Annotated in this window: 17 protein-coding genes; 12 read left to right on the plus strand and 5 right to left on the minus strand. The window is 70.2% G+C overall.

Features of this window, described 5'->3' with window-relative positions:
- Positions 1-120 precede the first annotated feature (120 nt).
- The 4 genes from MRB58_RS10205 to MRB58_RS10220 all read left to right on the plus strand — a co-directional run bounded on the left by MRB58_RS10205 (position 121) and on the right by MRB58_RS10220 (position 4,115).
- Positions 121-1,323, plus strand: a complete 1,203-nt coding sequence (locus MRB58_RS10205; protein WP_244781602.1) for a pyridoxal phosphate-dependent aminotransferase — start codon at positions 121-123, stop codon at positions 1,321-1,323.
- Between the two features lie 43 nt (positions 1,324-1,366).
- A complete protein-coding gene (locus MRB58_RS10210; protein ID WP_244781603.1) occupies positions 1,367-1,864 on the plus strand; it encodes a DUF992 domain-containing protein in 498 nt (165 codons plus the stop codon).
- Positions 1,865-1,988: 124 nt separating this feature from the next.
- Positions 1,989-2,900: a nucleoside hydrolase gene (locus MRB58_RS10215; RefSeq protein ID WP_244781604.1), complete on the plus strand. Its 912-nt coding sequence runs from the start codon at positions 1,989-1,991 to the stop codon at positions 2,898-2,900.
- 315 nt (positions 2,901-3,215) lie between these two features.
- On the plus strand, positions 3,216-4,115 hold the full coding sequence (locus MRB58_RS10220; protein WP_244781605.1) for an alpha/beta hydrolase: 900 nt from the start codon (positions 3,216-3,218) through the stop codon (positions 4,113-4,115).
- Between the two features lie 85 nt (positions 4,116-4,200).
- On the opposite strand, the gene MRB58_RS10225 is transcribed toward MRB58_RS10220, so the two are convergent.
- A complete protein-coding gene (locus MRB58_RS10225; protein ID WP_244781606.1) occupies positions 4,201-5,298 on the minus strand; it encodes an AraC family transcriptional regulator in 1,098 nt (365 codons plus the stop codon).
- Positions 5,299-5,348: 50 nt separating this feature from the next.
- Between MRB58_RS10225 and MRB58_RS10230 the strand changes: the two genes are divergently transcribed.
- The gene (locus MRB58_RS10230) at positions 5,349-6,374 is read left to right on the plus strand and encodes an alpha/beta fold hydrolase (protein WP_244781607.1); all 1,026 of its coding nucleotides are present in this window, start codon (positions 5,349-5,351) and stop codon (positions 6,372-6,374) included.
- A 140-nt stretch (positions 6,375-6,514) separates the two neighbouring features.
- Here the strand turns inward: MRB58_RS10230 and MRB58_RS10235 are convergent, their stop codons facing one another.
- From MRB58_RS10235 to MRB58_RS10250, 4 genes are all read right to left on the minus strand, one after another.
- Positions 6,515-6,949, minus strand: a complete 435-nt coding sequence (locus MRB58_RS10235; protein WP_371747289.1) for a response regulator transcription factor — start codon at positions 6,947-6,949, stop codon at positions 6,515-6,517.
- 17 nt (positions 6,950-6,966) lie between these two features.
- Entirely contained in the window at positions 6,967-7,599 is a 633-nt protein-coding gene (locus tag MRB58_RS10240) for a response regulator transcription factor (protein ID WP_244781609.1), read from the minus strand.
- The gene (locus MRB58_RS10245; protein WP_244781610.1) at positions 7,599-9,623 is read right to left on the minus strand and encodes an ATP-binding protein; all 2,025 of its coding nucleotides are present in this window, start codon (positions 9,621-9,623) and stop codon (positions 7,599-7,601) included. The genes MRB58_RS10240 and MRB58_RS10245 overlap by 1 nt, the downstream gene beginning before the upstream one ends.
- 229 nt (positions 9,624-9,852) lie before the next feature.
- A complete protein-coding gene (locus MRB58_RS10250) occupies positions 9,853-10,758 on the minus strand; it encodes a LysR family transcriptional regulator (protein ID WP_244781611.1) in 906 nt (301 codons plus the stop codon).
- Between the two features lie 100 nt (positions 10,759-10,858).
- On the opposite strand from MRB58_RS10250, the gene MRB58_RS10255 reads away from it, so the two are divergent.
- From MRB58_RS10255 to MRB58_RS10285, 7 genes are all read left to right on the plus strand, one after another.
- Entirely contained in the window at positions 10,859-11,182 is a 324-nt protein-coding gene (locus tag MRB58_RS10255; RefSeq protein ID WP_244781612.1) for a nuclear transport factor 2 family protein, read from the plus strand.
- On the plus strand, positions 11,179-11,958 hold the full coding sequence (locus MRB58_RS10260) for an SDR family oxidoreductase (protein ID WP_244781613.1): 780 nt from the start codon (positions 11,179-11,181) through the stop codon (positions 11,956-11,958). Before MRB58_RS10255 ends, MRB58_RS10260 begins: the two co-directional genes overlap by 4 nt.
- Positions 11,959-12,257: 299 nt before the next feature.
- On the plus strand, positions 12,258-13,409 hold the full coding sequence (locus MRB58_RS10265; protein WP_244781614.1) for a glycosyltransferase family 2 protein: 1,152 nt from the start codon (positions 12,258-12,260) through the stop codon (positions 13,407-13,409).
- The gene (locus MRB58_RS10270; protein ID WP_244781615.1) at positions 13,402-14,571 is read left to right on the plus strand and encodes an acyl-CoA dehydrogenase family protein; all 1,170 of its coding nucleotides are present in this window, start codon (positions 13,402-13,404) and stop codon (positions 14,569-14,571) included. Before MRB58_RS10265 ends, MRB58_RS10270 begins: the two co-directional genes overlap by 8 nt.
- Entirely contained in the window at positions 14,568-15,305 is a 738-nt protein-coding gene (locus tag MRB58_RS10275) for a PIG-L deacetylase family protein (RefSeq protein ID WP_244781616.1), read from the plus strand. The genes MRB58_RS10270 and MRB58_RS10275 overlap by 4 nt, the downstream gene beginning before the upstream one ends.
- The gene (locus tag MRB58_RS10280) at positions 15,302-15,889 is read left to right on the plus strand and encodes a class I SAM-dependent methyltransferase (RefSeq protein WP_244781617.1); all 588 of its coding nucleotides are present in this window, start codon (positions 15,302-15,304) and stop codon (positions 15,887-15,889) included. Before MRB58_RS10275 ends, MRB58_RS10280 begins: the two co-directional genes overlap by 4 nt.
- Positions 15,890-16,013: 124 nt before the next feature.
- Positions 16,014-16,412 (plus strand): CopG family transcriptional regulator, encoded by a 399-nt coding sequence (locus MRB58_RS10285; protein ID WP_371747260.1) that lies wholly within the window; start codon positions 16,014-16,016, stop codon positions 16,410-16,412.
- Positions 16,413-16,435 lie beyond the last annotated feature (23 nt).

Raw genomic sequence — 16,435 nt, forward strand, 5'->3', positions numbered from 1 at the left:
CCGTGCCACCCAAAATGGCAGACCTGCAATCTAGGTGAAACGGAACGTGTTCCATCGGCCCTTGCGGGTGCACACATATGCGCCGATAACGGCCGCATAAATCGACCGACGGAATAGATCATGGCCTTCCTGTCCGACACGCTGGCGCGCGTCAAACCTTCCCCCACGATCGCGGTGACCCAGAAGGCCGCCGAGCTGAAACGCGCCGGCCAGGACGTGATCGGCCTCGGTGCCGGCGAGCCCGACTTCGATACCCCGGAGAACGTGAAGGAAGCGGCGATCAAGGCGATCCGCGAGGGGAAGACGAAGTATACCGCCGTCGACGGCATTCCCGAGCTGAAGGACGCGATCGTCGACAAGTTCGCGCGCGAGAACAACCTCGCCTACACGCCGGCGGAGATCTCGGTCGGCACCGGCGGCAAGCAGGTGCTCTACAACGCGCTGATGGCAACGCTGAACCCGGGCGACGAGGTCGTCATCCCGGCGCCCTACTGGGTGAGCTACCCGGACATGGTGCTGCTCGGAGGCGGTGTCCCCGTCGCTGCCGAGGCGTCCGCGGCGACGAACTTCAAGCTGCAGCCGGCCGAGCTGGAGGCGAAGATCACGCCCAAGACCAAGTGGCTGATCCTCAACTCGCCGTCCAATCCCTCCGGCGCGGCCTACACGCGCGAGGAGCTGAAGGCGCTCACCGACGTCCTGATGAAGCACCCGCACGTGTGGGTGATGACGGACGACATGTACGAGCACCTCGTCTACGACGACTTCACCTTCCACTCGGTCGCCGAGGTCGAGCCGGGGCTGAAGGAGCGCACGCTCACCGTCAACGGCGTGTCCAAGGCGTACGCGATGACGGGCTGGCGCATCGGCTACGCCGGCGGCCCCACGCAGCTCATCAAGGCGATGGCGAAGATCCAGTCGCAGTCGACGTCGAACCCGTCGTCGATCTCGCAGTGGGCCGCGGTCGAGGCGCTGAACGGCACGCAGCAGCACATCGCCGACAACAACGTGATCTTCAAGGACCGCCGCGACCTCGTCGTGTCGATGCTGAACCAGGCGAACGGCATCAAGTGCGCGACGCCGGAGGGGGCGTTCTACGTCTACCCGTCGTGCGCGGGTTTGATCGGCCGCAAGGCGCCGTCGGGCACCGTCATCAACGATGACGAAACATTCGTAACGGAACTCCTAACGAGTGAAGGCGTTGCGGTTGTTCAGGGATCCGCGTTCGGCCTCGCGCCGCATTTTCGCATTTCCTATGCCACTGCGACGGACGCGCTGGAGGAAGCCTGCCGTCGTATCCAAAGGTTCTGCGGCAATCTCAGCTGAGGCTGCCCCGCGTTTCTCGGTCGTCTGAACGGAGAACTACACCATGCGGAAATACCTTGTTGCCGTCCTCGCTGTCCTCGGTGTGGCGACATCCGCGCCAGCGGCGAAGGCGGACTTCGGCGTGCGCGTCGGCATCCTGACGTGCGATGTCGCCGGTGGCGCCGGTCTGATCGTCGGCTCGCGCAAACCGCTGGCGTGCTATTTCAATGCGCTCGGTTCGGCGGACGAGGCCTACGAGGGGGCGATCACCAAGATCGGCCTGGACGCCGGCATCACCACCGGTTCCAAGATCGCCTGGGCGGTGTTCGCGCCGACGACGCAGCTCTCGCCCGGCGCGCTCGAAGGCCGCTATTATGGTGTCTCCGCGGAAGCGACCTGGGCGCTGGGCCTGGGGGCGAACATCCTGATCGGCGGGTTCGACCGGTCGATCAACCTGCAGCCGCTCTCGGTGCAGGGGCAGGCGGGCGCCAACATCGCCGGCGGTATCGGCTACATGCGGCTGAAGAGCCCGCCGCCGGTCGAGGTCTATTACAAGAAGTAGACCGCGACGCCGGGCGCCGGCAACGCACCTCATTCATCGCGGGCGGGGCACGGCAACCGTGTCTCCGCCCGTTTTTTCTTGTGCGCCGCACCGCCGCGCGGGCGCCCCGTGATGCCGAAATGCGATGACCGCCACCACCCTCATCATCGACTGCGACCCCGGTGTGGACGACGCCATCGCGCTGGTCCTGGCGCTGGCCTCGCCGGAGCTGGACCTCGCCGCCGTCACCACCATCGCCGGCAATCGCCCGCTCGACATCGTCACCGCCAACGCCTGCGGGTTGATGGCTTTGGCGGGGCGGGCCGACGTGCCGGTCCATGCCGGCTGCCGGCGCGGCCTGTTGCCGCGCGAGGTGCGCTGGTCCTACGCGCACGGCGACGACGGGCTCGGCGGTGTGCCGCTGCCGGCCGCCCGTCCGGCTCCGGCCGCGGGGCATGCGGCGGACGCTCTGGTCGAGCGCATCATGGCCGCACCGCCGCAGAGCGTCGTACTGGCTGCGATCGGGCCGCTGACCAACGTGGCGCTCGCCTTCGCCAAGGCACCGGAGCTGCCGGCACGGCTGAAACGGCTGGTGGTGATGGGCGGGGCAGTGGGCGTCCCCGGTAACATCACGCCGATGGCCGAATTCAACGTCATGCACGACCCGGTGGCGGCGCACATCGTCCTGTCGAGCGGCGCGGGGGTCGACCTCTTCGGCCTCAACCTGACGCGACAAGTGCGGGTCGATGCCGCCTTCTGGACCGAGATCGAGCGTGCGGGGACGCCGTGCTGCCGCGCCGTCGCGTCGATGCTCGCCGCCTATGCCGCGCGCGACCCGGCGATCCACGACGCTTGCACGATCGCCTACCTGCTTGCCCCGCATCTCTTCACCGCGCGCCCGATGCGCATCGCGGTCGACTACCGGCCGGGCCCCACCGAGGGTGCCACGCTGATCGACCCGGCGGCGGACGCCGCGGCGCCACGCGTCGACGTGGTCGAGACGGTCGACGTCCCGGCGGTCCTGCGGCTCGTCGCGGATCGGCTGACGACGCTTTAGGAGCGCGGCGAGCGCGGACGAGGGCCGCCTGGTCGCAAGGGCCTATCGGCGCTAGTTATCAATCCGCAGGTTGTCGGAGCGACGATTCCGAATACCTGGTGCAGTGACTTGGGCTGAGCGCCGGCCAGCCGTTCGGCGCCGCGCCTCGGCCCGCCCGACTTGCAAGGTCACGGTATGGATGAGCCCCTTCCCGGCAGCGATGCCCGATCCCGTCGGCCACGCTGGATCGCAGCGTGCGCCGCCATTGCGATGACGACGGCGACCGCCGCGGCGCAGACCGCCCCGGTGCCTGCCGAAGCAACCCAACGACGGGACGTGGCGGCCCCGCTCGCGACGGACGACACGATCGGCGTCCTGCTGGACCACCCGTCGCTCGAAGGATTCGCGCAATATACCCTGCCCTGGTACGGGCGGGACTATGATCGCGATCTTGCCCTCGACCGGATCGGCTCGCTGCTGCCCTACCACAGCGCCGTCGACCCGGACGCGGTGGTGGCCGGCCTCAACCGGCTGATCGAAAACGCCGAGCGGGGCGTTCCCGTGTTCCGCCCGATCTACTCGCCGGCCGAGCAGCGGGTGGACCCGGCGCTGGCGGCGGCCGGCCTCTTCTTCTTCCCCGGCGAGCCGGGCGCGCCGTTCGCCGTCATCGCGCCGGGAGGCGGGTTCGCCTATGTCGGCTCGGTGCATGAAGGCTTTCCGCTCGCGCTGGAGGTCAACGCGCGCGGCCACAACGCCTTCGTCGTCACCTATCGCACCGGTCAGGGACGGCGGGTCGCCACCGAGGATATGGCCCGCGCGATCGATCTCGTCCTGACAGAGGCCGGCACCCTCGGCGTCGGCCCCCAGGGATACTCCGTGTGGGGGAGTTCCGCCGGGGCCCGGATGGCGGCCTATATCGGCTCGCACGGAACGCAGGCCTTCGGCGGAGGCGAGCATCCCAAGCCCGCGGCCGTGGTGATGGCCTATACCGCCCACTCCGACATCGGCTCCGAGGAGCCCCCCACCTTCGTGATCGTCGGCGACCGGGACGGGATCGCCCCGCCCGCGTCGATGGAGCGCCGCATCGCGGACCTCGAGGCGCTGGGCACCGAGGTCGACTACCGTCGCATCGCCGGCATGGGGCACGGCTTCGGCGCGGGGACCGGAACGCCCGCGGGGGGCTGGGTCGACGAGGCGGTGACGTTCTGGGAGACACAGCGCCGCCGCGCGCAATAGCGGCGCCGGCTCGCGCCCCGGCTGTCGACGATCCGGCTCGGCGCCCGCCCCGCCGAAGGGGCGATGCGTCGCCGGATGGGCGGGATCACTTCGGCGGTTCGCCCTTGCGGAAGGCTCCGGGCGTGACACCGTAGACGCGCTGGAACTCCCGGTAGAAGTTCGAGCGGGTGAGAAACCCCGATGCGGCCAGCACCGTCTCCACGCTCGCCTCGCTCTCGGTGAGAAGCCGGGCGGCATGTGCCAACCGGAAGCCGTTCACATATTGCGACACGTTCATCTGCCGACGCTCGTTGATGGCGGCGGAGAGGGTTCTGGCGGGAAGCCGGAGCCGCTTTGCGAGCCGTTCGAGCGACAGGTCAGGCTCCAGATAGAGTTCAGTCTGCGTCAGAAGCGCGTGCGCGGCGGCCTCGATCTGGGCGCCATCGACCGCCGTCACCGGTCGTGACGCCGGCGACGGCCGCGGCGGTAGACGCGGCAGGCCGGCAAGGAGCGCCACGAGCACGGCGATGAGCGCGAGCGAGCCGTACGAGATGAGCTGGATCGAACGCTGCGGCTGACCTTGCAGGAAGCCGAGCGCGATCGCCGTGTCCAGCACCGATAGCGCGACGAGGAGAAGCGCGGCCCAGAGGATCCAGCGAGAAATGCGACGGGAGAGATCGAGCCGCGCGCGCACGAGGCGATCGGGGCCGCCGCGCCATATTGCGAGCAGAGCCACGGCATAGCCGAGGTAGCTCGCCAAGATCCCCGCGTCGAGCGCGGCGATGACCCGGGGCACCAGCTCCACCCCGACCGCGATGGCGACCGCCGCGCCGAGGTGGAGGGCCGTCTGGCGCCGAAGCCGGGCCGGCGTGACCGCGAGAGAGAGACAGGCGAGGTAGAGAAGCGGGCCGGCGAACAGCGGCAAAACGCGTTGCAGCGGAATGAAGGCGTCGACGCCATAGCCGAACCGCAGCGCCACCAGCGAGGCCTCGAGCGCGAAGACGCCGAAGAGCGCCGCCAGCAAGCGCGAGGTCGCCGCGACGCCGAGATCCAGACGTGCCAGCAGACCGGCGAGCACCGCGCAGAGCGCCGCCGAGATCAGCGGCAGAGGCAGCGCGATGAGGGAATTCGCCGTCATGCTCCGGGCCGGATCTGTCCTGAAACGCGATCGAGGACAGGAACGACCGGACCGGCCGGTCCCCAACCTCGCGCCGCTCTGATAGCGCAGCCGAGGATCCTACCCAAGAGACGGTCATGACGCGTGTGCTTCTCACTGCCATCTTCCTGCTCACCGCCTCCGCCGCCGCCGGAGCGACAGAGGCCGGTCTCGCCCCGCTCACGATTCCGGGCGCGGCCGGGGCGAGGCCGCTGGAAGGAGTCCTGCTGTATCCCACGGCTGCCCCCGATGCGCCGCGCGAGGCCCTCGGCAACGCGGTCTTCGTGGGCGTTCGGGTGATCGAAGGCGCTGCGCCGAGCGGAGGGCCGTTTCCGCTTCTCATCCTGTCGCACGGGATGTACGGCAACATGCGCAATCAGGCGTGGCTGGCGGCGGCGCTCGCCAGACGAGGCTTCGTGGTCGCCGCGATCGACCATCCGGGCACCTCGAGCTTCAACCGCGATCCGGACGCGGCGCGTGCGCTTTGGGAACGCCAGCGCGACATCTCCCGCGTCATCGACCATCTGCTCGCCCAGCCCGACCTCGCGATCGATCCGGGGCGCATCTATATGGCCGGGCATTCGCTGGGCGGGTTCACCGCGCTCCTCCTGGCGGGAGCGCGCTACGATGCCGGACGCGTCGACGCGCTGTGCGACACCGATCCGCAGGATCTCATCTGCCGCATCATGCGAGGCTGGCATGTGGCCGAAACGGCAGAGGATCGCGCCGCCATAGAACGCGACCTCTCCGACCCGCGCATCTCGGCGTTCGCGGTGTTCGACCTCGGTGGGACGCAGAGTTTTTCGCCCGAGAGCCTCGCCGACGTGGATCGGCCGATGCTCGTCGTCGGTGCGCCGCGCGACATCGAAGGGACCGGGCTCGACCTCGACGTCGAGTCTCGGGCGCTCGTTGCCGGATTGCCGAGCGAGCGTGTGACCTACATGGAGCCCGCCACGCTCGCCCACTTCGATTTTCTGGGCGAATGCACCCCGACCGGCTCGGCGCTCCTGCGCGCGGAGGAACCGGCCGACGCGTTCATCTGTATCGAGGGGGGCGAGGAGCGCCGCGCCGATCATGCGCGCATCGTCGAGGCGGTCGCGGCGTTCTTCGGTGACGGCCTATAGACCCATGGCGCGATGAAGCCGTCGTGTCCCGGCCGCCACCGTCTCGACGACGGCGAGCGCGCGCCGGGCGCTCCGTTCAGTCTCCCGCCGAGGCGATCGGCGGCGCGGCGTCCTCCTCCCCGCGATTGTCCTCGCCGCGGTCAACGTTCGCCGAGCGCGGCCTCGAGGCAACCGATGATCGCGGTTTCCTGCACGGGCTTCTCCAGGACGCACAGGGCGCCGCCGCGGATGGCCCGCCGTCGCACGGTGTCGTCGCCGTAGGAGGTGACGAAGATGATCGGCGGCGCCGTCCTCGCCTCGACCAGATGCGTCTGCAGGTCGAGGCCGTTCATTCCCGGCATCTGGACATCGAGGATCATGCATCGCACGCCGGACCGATCGGGTGAGGCGAGATAGTCGTCGGCGGACCCGAACTTCAAGGCGCGATAGCCGAGCGATCCGACGAGATCTTCCAGGGCGTCACGCATGGAAGGATCGTCGTCGACGATGGCAACGAGAGGGGGAACTGACACCAATTCAAAGCTTTCGATCGTGGAGTGTATCGGGATGTGGCGGGAGCCCCATCCATGAACCATTGATATGTTCGTATATTCTATGGTCCCGGCGCGGCGCCGTCCCACGTTTTGACGACTTCGACCTTGCGGACGAGTTCTGCGACGGACGCTGCTCCCATCTTTTGCATGACGTTGCGGCGATGGATCTTCACGGTGATCTCGGCGATCCCCAGCTCGTAGGCGATCTGCTTGTTCATGAGCCCGCGCCAGACGCAGTCCATCACCTCCCGCTCCCGCCGCGTGAGCGAGGCGGCGAGCCGCAAGACCTCGTCGGCCGCGCCATGGCTGAGGCGCGCCTCGGCATCCTTGCGGAGGGCTTCGTTGACGGCGTCGATGAACTCCTGATTGCGGAACGGCTTGGTGAGGAAATCGACCGCACCGCCTTTCATCGCTCTGATGCCCATCGGGATGTCGCCGAACCCGGTGATGAAGACGATCGGCACGGCGCTTCCCATGTGGTGCAGCCGGTCCTGAAGCTCGAGGCCGCTCTGGCCGGGCAGGCGCACGTCGAGGACCAGGCAATTCGCGCCGTCGAGCCCGGCCTCGAAGAGGGCGTCGACGCTTGCATGGGTTTGCACCTCCATGCCGACCGAGCGCACGAGATCGGCGATCGCCTCTCGCATTCCCGGATCATCGTCCACGACGACGACCAGCGGCCGGGCCCCGGGCATCACGCGTCACCGCCATGCGCCGGCAGGGTGAAGCTGAAGGTCGCCCCCGCCGTCTCGTTGTTGCGCACGACGAGCGTGCCGCCGAAGGACTCGATCGTGGCACGGCAGATCTGGAGTCCCATACCCATTCCCCCAGGCTTGGTGGTGAAGAACGCGTCGAACAGGCGGCCGATGTGCTCCGGGTCGATGCCGGACCCACGGTCCTCGATCTCGACGGTGAGGCCCTTGTCGTCGCCTGTGACGTCCACCGTCACGACGCGCTCTGCGGGCGGTGTATCGCGCATCGCCTGCACCGCGTTGACCACCAGGTTGACGACGACCTGTTGCAGCTCGATCCGGTCCGCTTCCACGGGCGGCAGGCCGGGCGCGACCCGCACCTCCGCCCGCGTCCGGTTCACCTTCAGCTCCCGCTCGACGAGGGCGACGGCGGAGTGCACGGCCTCGTCGAGGTCGACCGGCGTGACGACGCGGCGCCCCTTGACGAGCTGCTCGCGCGTGCGGCGCAGAATCCCGCTCGCCCGCTCGGCGTTGCCCGCCACCCGCGCGAGGGCACGCTTGGCGGAGCCGAGGTCCGGCGGGTCGCGTTCCAGCCAGCGCGCCGCGGTCTGCGCATCCATCATCACTGCGCCGATCGGCTGGTTCAGTTCGTGCGCGATCGAGGCGGAGAGGGCGCCGAGCGTCGCGGCGCGGTTGGCGCGCGCCAGCTCCTCCTGCGCGGCGAGCAGAAGCTCCTGCGCGCGGTCACGTGCCGTCACGTCGATCATGCCGACGAGGACGTGGCAGCGCCCGTCCGGCGCCGCGATCTGCGAGACGCCGAAGAGCACGTTGACGGTGCGACCGTCGAGGACCGGCAATTCCGCCTCGGCCTCGATCGTCTCGCGGCACTCCACGAGCGCATAGTAGCGGTCGATGTCCTCCGGGGTGCGGCTGCGCATCAGCCGCCCCTCGCGCGCCAGAAGCGCCTCGCGGTCCTTCGCGCCGAAGAGCTGGACCGCGGCGCGGTTCGCATCGAGGATCCGCAGCGCCCCGACGCAGCGGTCGAAGGCTTGCGGGTTGGCCATGAGGTAACCGGTGCCGTCCCCGTTGCCGGCGATACGTGCCTCGGCGAGGGCCGCGGCCACGCCGGTGATGTCCAGCTCGAGCATGGCGACGTGGGTCTGCTCGAAGGCCGATCGGTAGCGCCGCTCGCTGCGGGCGAGCTCCGCCGTGCGCTCCGCGACCCGCGCCTCGAGCGTCTGGTTCGTCGCCCGCACGGCCAGCTGCGCCCGCATTTCTTCGTCGATATCGGTCGCGACGCCGGCCCATTTGACGATTTGCCCGGTCTCCGCGCGCAGAGGTGACGCGCTGAGTTGGAGCCAGCGATAGCTTCCATCGGTGATCCGCAGCCGGCGGTAGAACTCGAACGGCTCGCCTTCGCGAATCGACTCCGTCCACTGGTCCACTGCGGTCGGCCGCTCCTCGGGATGGAACCAGTCGAGGAAAGCGAGACCGTCCGCCGCGAGCCCGTCGGCGATCGGCGCCCCGGTCATCTCCGTCCACCGCCGGCTGAGATAGACGATGCGCCCGTCGGGCAGAGCCTGCCACAGGATCTGCGGCACGGTGTCGGCCATGATCCGGAGGTTCTGCTCGCTCTCGGCGAGCGCGGTGCGCGTCTGATGCAGGCTGAGCCGGCTGAGGAGGAGCGCCGCGGTCAAGGCGATGGCGACCAGAGCGACGAGGAGGCGTCCGATATTGCCGGCGTCCATGGAGCCGACGTGCGTCGCCAGGAACGACACGACGGCGAGCGTCCCGCAGACGATCGCCGCCACCACGACGACAGGCCGCCCGCCGGCGACCGCCCCGAGAACGAGGACGAGCGCATAGAGGACCGCGATCGCGCTCTCGTAGCCGCTGACGGTGTCGAACGCGAACACCGCGGCGGCCAGCGCCAGGGCGACGCCCGCCGGAACCAGACGCGCGAGGCGCCCGCGCTGCGCCGCCGCCGGTCCCGCGGCTCGTGGCGGCGGATCCGCCCGCTTCAACACGGGACCTCGCCCGCGGGCGCCGCATCGCGCTCGGGACGTGTCTCTGTCGTCCGATCAGATTGTGCGGGTGCGCGCATCCAGATCCGTTCCATCCGTCGCCACGAACGACTGCCGGCGAGCAGGCGTCCGCGCTCCCAACAAGGCACATCGAAATTGCGAACAACCAACCTATACATAGGTTCGACTTGATGGGCGGCGGCCGGTCGCCCTGCGTCCGACCCGCGCCGGGTCACCGTTCCTCGCCCCGGCCGAGGTCCCGCGCCAGTGCGACGAACGCCTTCATCGCGGCGGAGGCGTTCCGGCGGCCTGGATAGTAGAGGCAGAGGTCGGACTGCGGCGGGGTCCAATCCTCGAGGACGCGGATCAGCCGGCCCGCCTCGATGTCGTCCCGAACGTCGGCCTCCATGAGATAGCCGAGCCCGACCCCCTCCATCACCGCGATCCGCGCCAGCGACGCTTCGTCCAGGGTGATCGGCGCGGCGACGTCGACTTGTGCCGCCCGCCCGTCCTTCTCGAAATGCCATCGGTAGAGCGCGCCGTTCGGCAGGCGGACGCGGATGCAGCGGTGGGCGGCGAGATCGCCCGGGATGCGAGGCCGGTCGTGCTCCTCGAAATAACGCGGCGCGCCGACGACGGCGGACCGTTGCCGCCGTCCGAGCGGCACGGCGATCATGTCGCTCGGGACGAGGCCGCCCGCGCGCACGCCGAGGTCGAACCCTTCGGCGACGATATCGACCAGCCTTCCCTCGGTGACGAGGTCGATATGGACCGCGGGATGCCGCCGGATGAACGCCAGCACGAGGGGAGAGAGGATCTCGCGCGCGGCGGTCGCGAAGGTGTTGATGCGCAGGATGCCGGACGGGGTCGACTGCTGGGCCCGTACGGAGTCCATCGCGCCGTGGATTTCCTGAAGCGGGCCGGCGACCTCATCGACGAACGCCCGGCCGGCGCCGGTGAGCGAGACGCTGCGTGTGGTCCGATTGAAGAGGCGGACGCCTAGGGCGGCCTCGAGCTTGGCGATCACGTTGCTGAGCGCGGTCGTCGACATGCCGAGATCGAGCGCGGCCGCCCGGAACGAGCCCCTGCGCGCGATGGCGACGACGGCGTCGAGGTCGTTCAGTCCCGGGCGATACATTATCCCGCCTTAAGCAATAAGACATCCACATTTGTCCCGCTTATATGGACGATTGTCCAGCCCTAGCTCTCGGTCCCACCTCCATGGAAAGGACCGAGCCATGACCTTGCCACCGCCCATCCGCACCTACTTCGATGCCGACGGGACGCCCGACGGGGCGGCCCCCATGAGCGCGTTCGCGAGGGACGCGGCCGTCCACGACGAAGGGCGCACCCACAGCGGCTCCAAGGCGATCGAGACCTGGTGGCGGAGCGCCAAGGCCGAGACCCGACATACGGCGGTGCCGACCGCGGTCACCGAACGGGGCGACGTCACCGAGGTCCGCGCGACGGTGTCCGGCGACTTCCCGGGAAGTCCCGCCGAGTTGACGTTCGTGTTTCGCGTCGATGACGGGCGCATCGTCGACCTGAGGATCGGCGCATGACCGAGTTTGTCAGCCTCGCGGGGCGACGCGCCCTTGTCACCTCCGGCACGCGCGGGGCCGGGGCGGCGACCGTCGCCCTGTTCCGCGATCTGGGCGCGCAGGTGCTGACGGCCGCCCGGTCGCGCCCGTCGGCGCTGCCGGACGAGATGTTCGTCGCCGCCGACCTGACGACCCCCGAGGGATGCGCCACTCTCGCGAAGGCGGCGCAGGAGCGGCTGGGCGGTGTCGACATCCTGGTCCACATGCTCGGCGGCTCCTCCGCCCCGGCCGGCGGCTTCGCTGCGCTGGCGGACAGCCAGTGGGAGGTCGAGCTCGCCATCAACCTGATGGCGGCGGTCCGGCTCGACAGGACGCTCGTGCCGGCGATGGTGGCCGGGGGGCGCGGCGTGGTGATCCACGTCACCTCGATCCAGCTCCGGCTTCCGCTGCCGGAATCGACCACGGCGTATGCCGCCGCGAAGGCCGCGCTGGCGACCTACAGCAAGAGCCTCTCGAAGGAGGTTTCGCCGAAGGGCGTTCGCGTCGTGCGCGTCTCGCCCGGCTGGATCGAGACCGAAAGCGCCGTGCGCCTCGCCGCGCGCCTTGCCCAGGAAGCCGGCACCGACCTCGAAGGCGGCAAGCGGCTCATCATGGACGCGCTCGGCGGCATCCCGCTCGGCCGCCCGTCCAAGCCGGAAGAGGTGGCGAACCTGTGCGCCTTCCTCGCCTCCGACCGGGCGGCGTCGATCACCGGAAGCGAGTACGTGATCGACGGCGGCACCATCCCCACGACGTGAACGACGATGCCGCGGACGCCGGGTCGACGAGACGCGGCCCCCACGGACTTGGGGGCCGTCATCCCGGAGTGACGCGGCGAACACCTTTGGGCTGCTCGCATCGATGCGGGGCCCGTCCCCGCGACACGGTCCGGAAGACTGTCCTCGCGTCGGCTTCGAAAAAACTCGGCCACGAACTCGGGCACATGCGACCGATTGACTTCTTTGAAATACTTTAAAGATCGAAAATCGCCCGACACGCGTTCATGAACGCTGGCAGAAATTCACGTCTGCCGTCCACGAGATGGGTTCTGACGTTCATGTTTCTCGAGCTTGCTGTACCGGACGGGTCGATTTCGCCGAACGCTCGCGCCGCCCCGGATGCGTCGCGGCTACTGGCGCTACCACGCCTGCGCGAGATGCTGTCGGCCGCGCCCTACCTGGGGCGGGTGGAGGTCGTGAGTTGCGACCTCTTCGCCTTTCGTCTGGGCCTCGGGGCGATCGTCTGCGTGCCGGCATGCAACGAGGAAGTGCTGCTGCCGTCGTGTCTCGAGGCGCTCGGCACCGCGCTACGGGCGGCCGACGCGGGCGCCGTCATCGTCGTCAACAACTCCTGCGACGCATCGGCCGAGATCGTGCGCCGGTGGGCCGCGACGGCGGGGGCGCCGGTGGTGTGCTGCGAGGTTCGCCTCTCGCCACCGGCCGACACGGTGGCGATCGCCCGCCGCCTCGCGCTCGATCTCGCCGAAGCCAGCGCGTCGCGCGATGCGGTCCTCCTGTCGACCGACGCCGACACGCAGGTCCCCGCCGACTGGATCGTCCGGATGGCGGCGTTGATCCGTGGAGGTGCCGCGCTGGTGTCCGCCGGCATCACGGTCGACGAAGAGGAGGCGTCCGCGCTGCCGCCCGCCGTTCGCCGGGCCGGGCGCGTGGAGAGCGAGCTGGCGCAGGCATATCAGGCGATTTGGGAACGCCTGGTCGCGCCTGAGCCGTGCGCGCTGCTGATCGCAGCGGGCGGCGCGAACATGGCCGTCGGTGCGCGCGCCTACCGCGCCGTCGGATGCCTTCCGACGAACCAGCGCAACGAGGACCGCGCGCTGACCGAGGCGATCCTGGCGGCCGGGCTCCCGGTCCGGGTGGATCGGTCGATCGCCGTCGTCACGTCCCTGCGTACCGAGGCGAGGGCCCCGCACGGCATGGCCGACGCGATCGCTCGGCGATGCCGGGACCCCGACCCGCCTGTCGACGGGTTGCTGGTCCCGTTCGCGCTCTTCCTCGAGCGGGCGCTCGCCCATGCCGCGGGAACGGGCACGTTGCTGCGCGGCGCGGACCGACCCCTCCGCTTGAGCGAAGCCTCAAGCGCGCTCACCGCGGCGCGCACCTACCTGGCACACCTGGAGACCGCGCATGCCGGCCTGCCTATCGACATCGCTCGGGCGACCCTCGCGGCGGGCGGACCGGCGCATGGATGACCTTCTGCCGCCCGGCGTGCTCGCCCGGATCGCGAGCCGCGCCGGAGAGGCCGAGGCCACCTGCGACCTCGCCGAGGATCTTGCCGCGCTCACGGAACTCGGCGTCCTCATGGCGCCGCTGCCCGCGGGGGAGGACGGCATCGGTCTCGGCACCGAGCCGGGCGGTACGGCCGCCTGCGTCGATCTCCTCGTGCGCATCGGCGCGGCGAATCTCTCGCTGGCGCGGCTCATGGAGGGGCACGTCAACGCCGTGAAGCTCGTCGTGCTCTACGGCACGCCGGCGACGCGGACCCGGGCGTTCGCGATCGTACGTTCCGGCGGGCTGCTCGGCGTCTGGGGCGCCGACGCCGCCACGCCCGTCGCGCTCCGGAGCGATTGTGGCGGGTTGGTCCTGGCGGGGGCCAAGCGTTTCGCGTCGGGCCTCGGCAACGTCGCTGCGGCCCTCGTTACTGCGGCGTCCCCGAGCGGTGACGGGCCGCAGCTCATTCTCGTGCCGGCCGACGATGCGGCCCGCGCCGACGCCTCCGTGTGGCGGCAGTCCGGCATGCGGGCGACGCGGTCCGGCATATACGTGCTCGACGGACTGCGCATCGAGCCCGATATGCTGGTCGGTCGCCCCGGCGATCTCCTGCGCGAGCCGTACTTCGAGGGTGGCGTCTGGCGCTACTGCGCGGCGCATCTGGGCGGAGCGCAGGCGCTCTACCGGGCGATGGTCCGCCGCCTCGTCGAAACCGGCCGGGCGGACGACCCGCATCAAGCACGGCGCGTGTTCGAGGCGGCGAGCGCGTGTGAGACGGCGCGGCTGTGGATCGAAAGCGCGGCCGCCAAGGTCGAGGGGCAGGGTGCGGCACCGGTCGAGCCCGAGGCTGCCGCGGCCTATGCGCTGATGGCGCGCGAGGCGACCGAGACCGCCTGCCTGACGGTGATGGACCGGACGGAGCGGGCGCTCGGCACCGCCGCGTTCGAGGAGGGCGACGTGGATCGGATCCGCCGCGACCTGTCGCTGTTCCTGCGCCAGGCCGCACCCGACGCGAAGCGGGCGCGCGCGGCGCGAACGCTCGTCGCCACGGGATGGTGCGAGACGGCCGGGTGCGAGGCGGACGGCGAACGGGTGCCATGCGTGCCGGACTTCCCGCGAGCGGCGGCGGGCGGGCGCTCGTGAGCGTTCCGACCCGTCCCGCGGGTGCCCTCATCGACATCGCGGCGAGCTGCCCGCCGGTCGCGATCGACGCGCTCCTCGACCCCGGCGGCCTCCTCGTCATCGCGCCGCATCCGGACGACGAGACGCTCGGCTGCGGCGCCGCGCTCGCCGCGGCGTTGGCGCGCGGCGTCCCCGTCACCGTCGCTCTCCTCACGGCGGGCGAAGGGTCGCATCCGGCTTCCCGCCGCTACCCGCCGGAGGCTTTGCGGGCGCTGCGGCGGGCGGAGTTCACCGCCGCGCTCGCCGCCCTCTCGGCCGCGGCCGGAGGGGCGGTACCGGCGGTTCTGGAGCTAGATCTCGCCGACACGAACGTCGCCGCGGGCATCGCGCGCGCGGTCACGTCGCTCTCGGCGATCGAGGGGGTCGGCACGATCTGGTGCACCTTTCGCCACGATCCGCACTGCGACCACGCCGCCGCCGCGGCGATCGCCGGCGAGGTGGCGGCGCGCGGACGGGCGACGTTGTTCGAATATGCGGTCTGGGGCCGGTTCGGCGACGCCGGCGCCGGGCTCGACCGATCCGGCGTCCGCCCCTTCGGTCCGGGCCGGTGGGCGCCCGCCAAGCGTGCCGCCATGGACTGCTACCGCTCCCAGCTCACCCCGATGATCGACGACGATCCGGCTGGCTTCGTCATGCCGCCCGCGCTCACGGAACATTTCGCCACCGCTCCGGAAATCTTCCTGGCGCCGCGATGAGCGGCCGCGCCTCGATCTTCGACGCGCTCTACGTCGGCAATCCGGACCCCTGGTCCGTGCTGACGAGCCCGTACGAGCGGGGCAAGTATGCCGCGACGCTCGCCGCGCTGAGCCGCCCGGCCTACGCGGCGACGCTCGAGATCGGCTGCTCGATCGGTGTGATGACCCGTGCGCTGGGCGCCGTCAGCGGACGTGTCGTCGCGCTCGACGTGTCGGCGGTCGCGCTCGCGGCGGCGACGACGCGATGTGCGGGGCTGCCCGTCACCTTCCTCCAGGCGGAAGTGCCGGGCGGTTGGCCGGAGGGCACCTTCGACCTCATCGTCCTGTCGGAGGTGCTCTACTTCCTCGACCCGGAGGAGGTCGCCGCCTGCGCGGCGCTCACCGCGCGAACCCTCGCGCCGGACGGGGAGGCGGTGCTCGTCAACTGGCTCGGGCCCACGGACACGCCGCTGACCGGCGAGGCTGCGGCGGAACGGTTCGCCGCCGCCGCATCGTCAGATGGATTGACGGCGACCACCGTCGCACGCGCCCCGTTCTACCGGATCGACCGGCTGAGCCGGGCGCCCGGGCGTACCGGCTCCTGAACGGCCGTCGGAGTGGCGCAGCTTCGTCGGTCGTGCGGGCGTGGGGGCGGCGGGATGCCAGCTATGCCTTGATAAATGCAACGTCACCATCCATATACCATCCATAGGGATGGTGGAGGTGGTCATGGCGGACAGTCGACCCGAGACCGAGAAGATCACGATCAATCTCGGTCCGGTCGACCTCGGCCGGATCGACCTCCTCGTCCAGGAAAGCTTCTACCAGAACCGCACGGACTTCATCCGCACCGCCATTCGCAACCAGCTCGCGGGTCATGCCGCGGAGGTCTCGCGGGCGATCGATCGACACAGCCTCGATCTCGGCCTGCGTGACGTCACCGCTCGTGAGTTGGAAGCCGCGCAGGTGGCCGGTGAACGGCTCCACATCAAGGTCGTCGGACTGGCGCGCATCGCGCCTGACGTCACGCCGGCCCTCGCCGCCGCCACGATCGGCTCCATCACCGTCCTCGGCATGCTTCAGGCGAGCCGGGACGTGAAGGCCGCGCTCGCGGATCGCATCGCCTGACAGGCACCTCGCACAGTCGGCCC

Source organism: Acuticoccus sp. I52.16.1 (assembly GCF_022865125.1).
Classification (GTDB): domain Bacteria; phylum Pseudomonadota; class Alphaproteobacteria; order Rhizobiales; family Amorphaceae; genus Acuticoccus.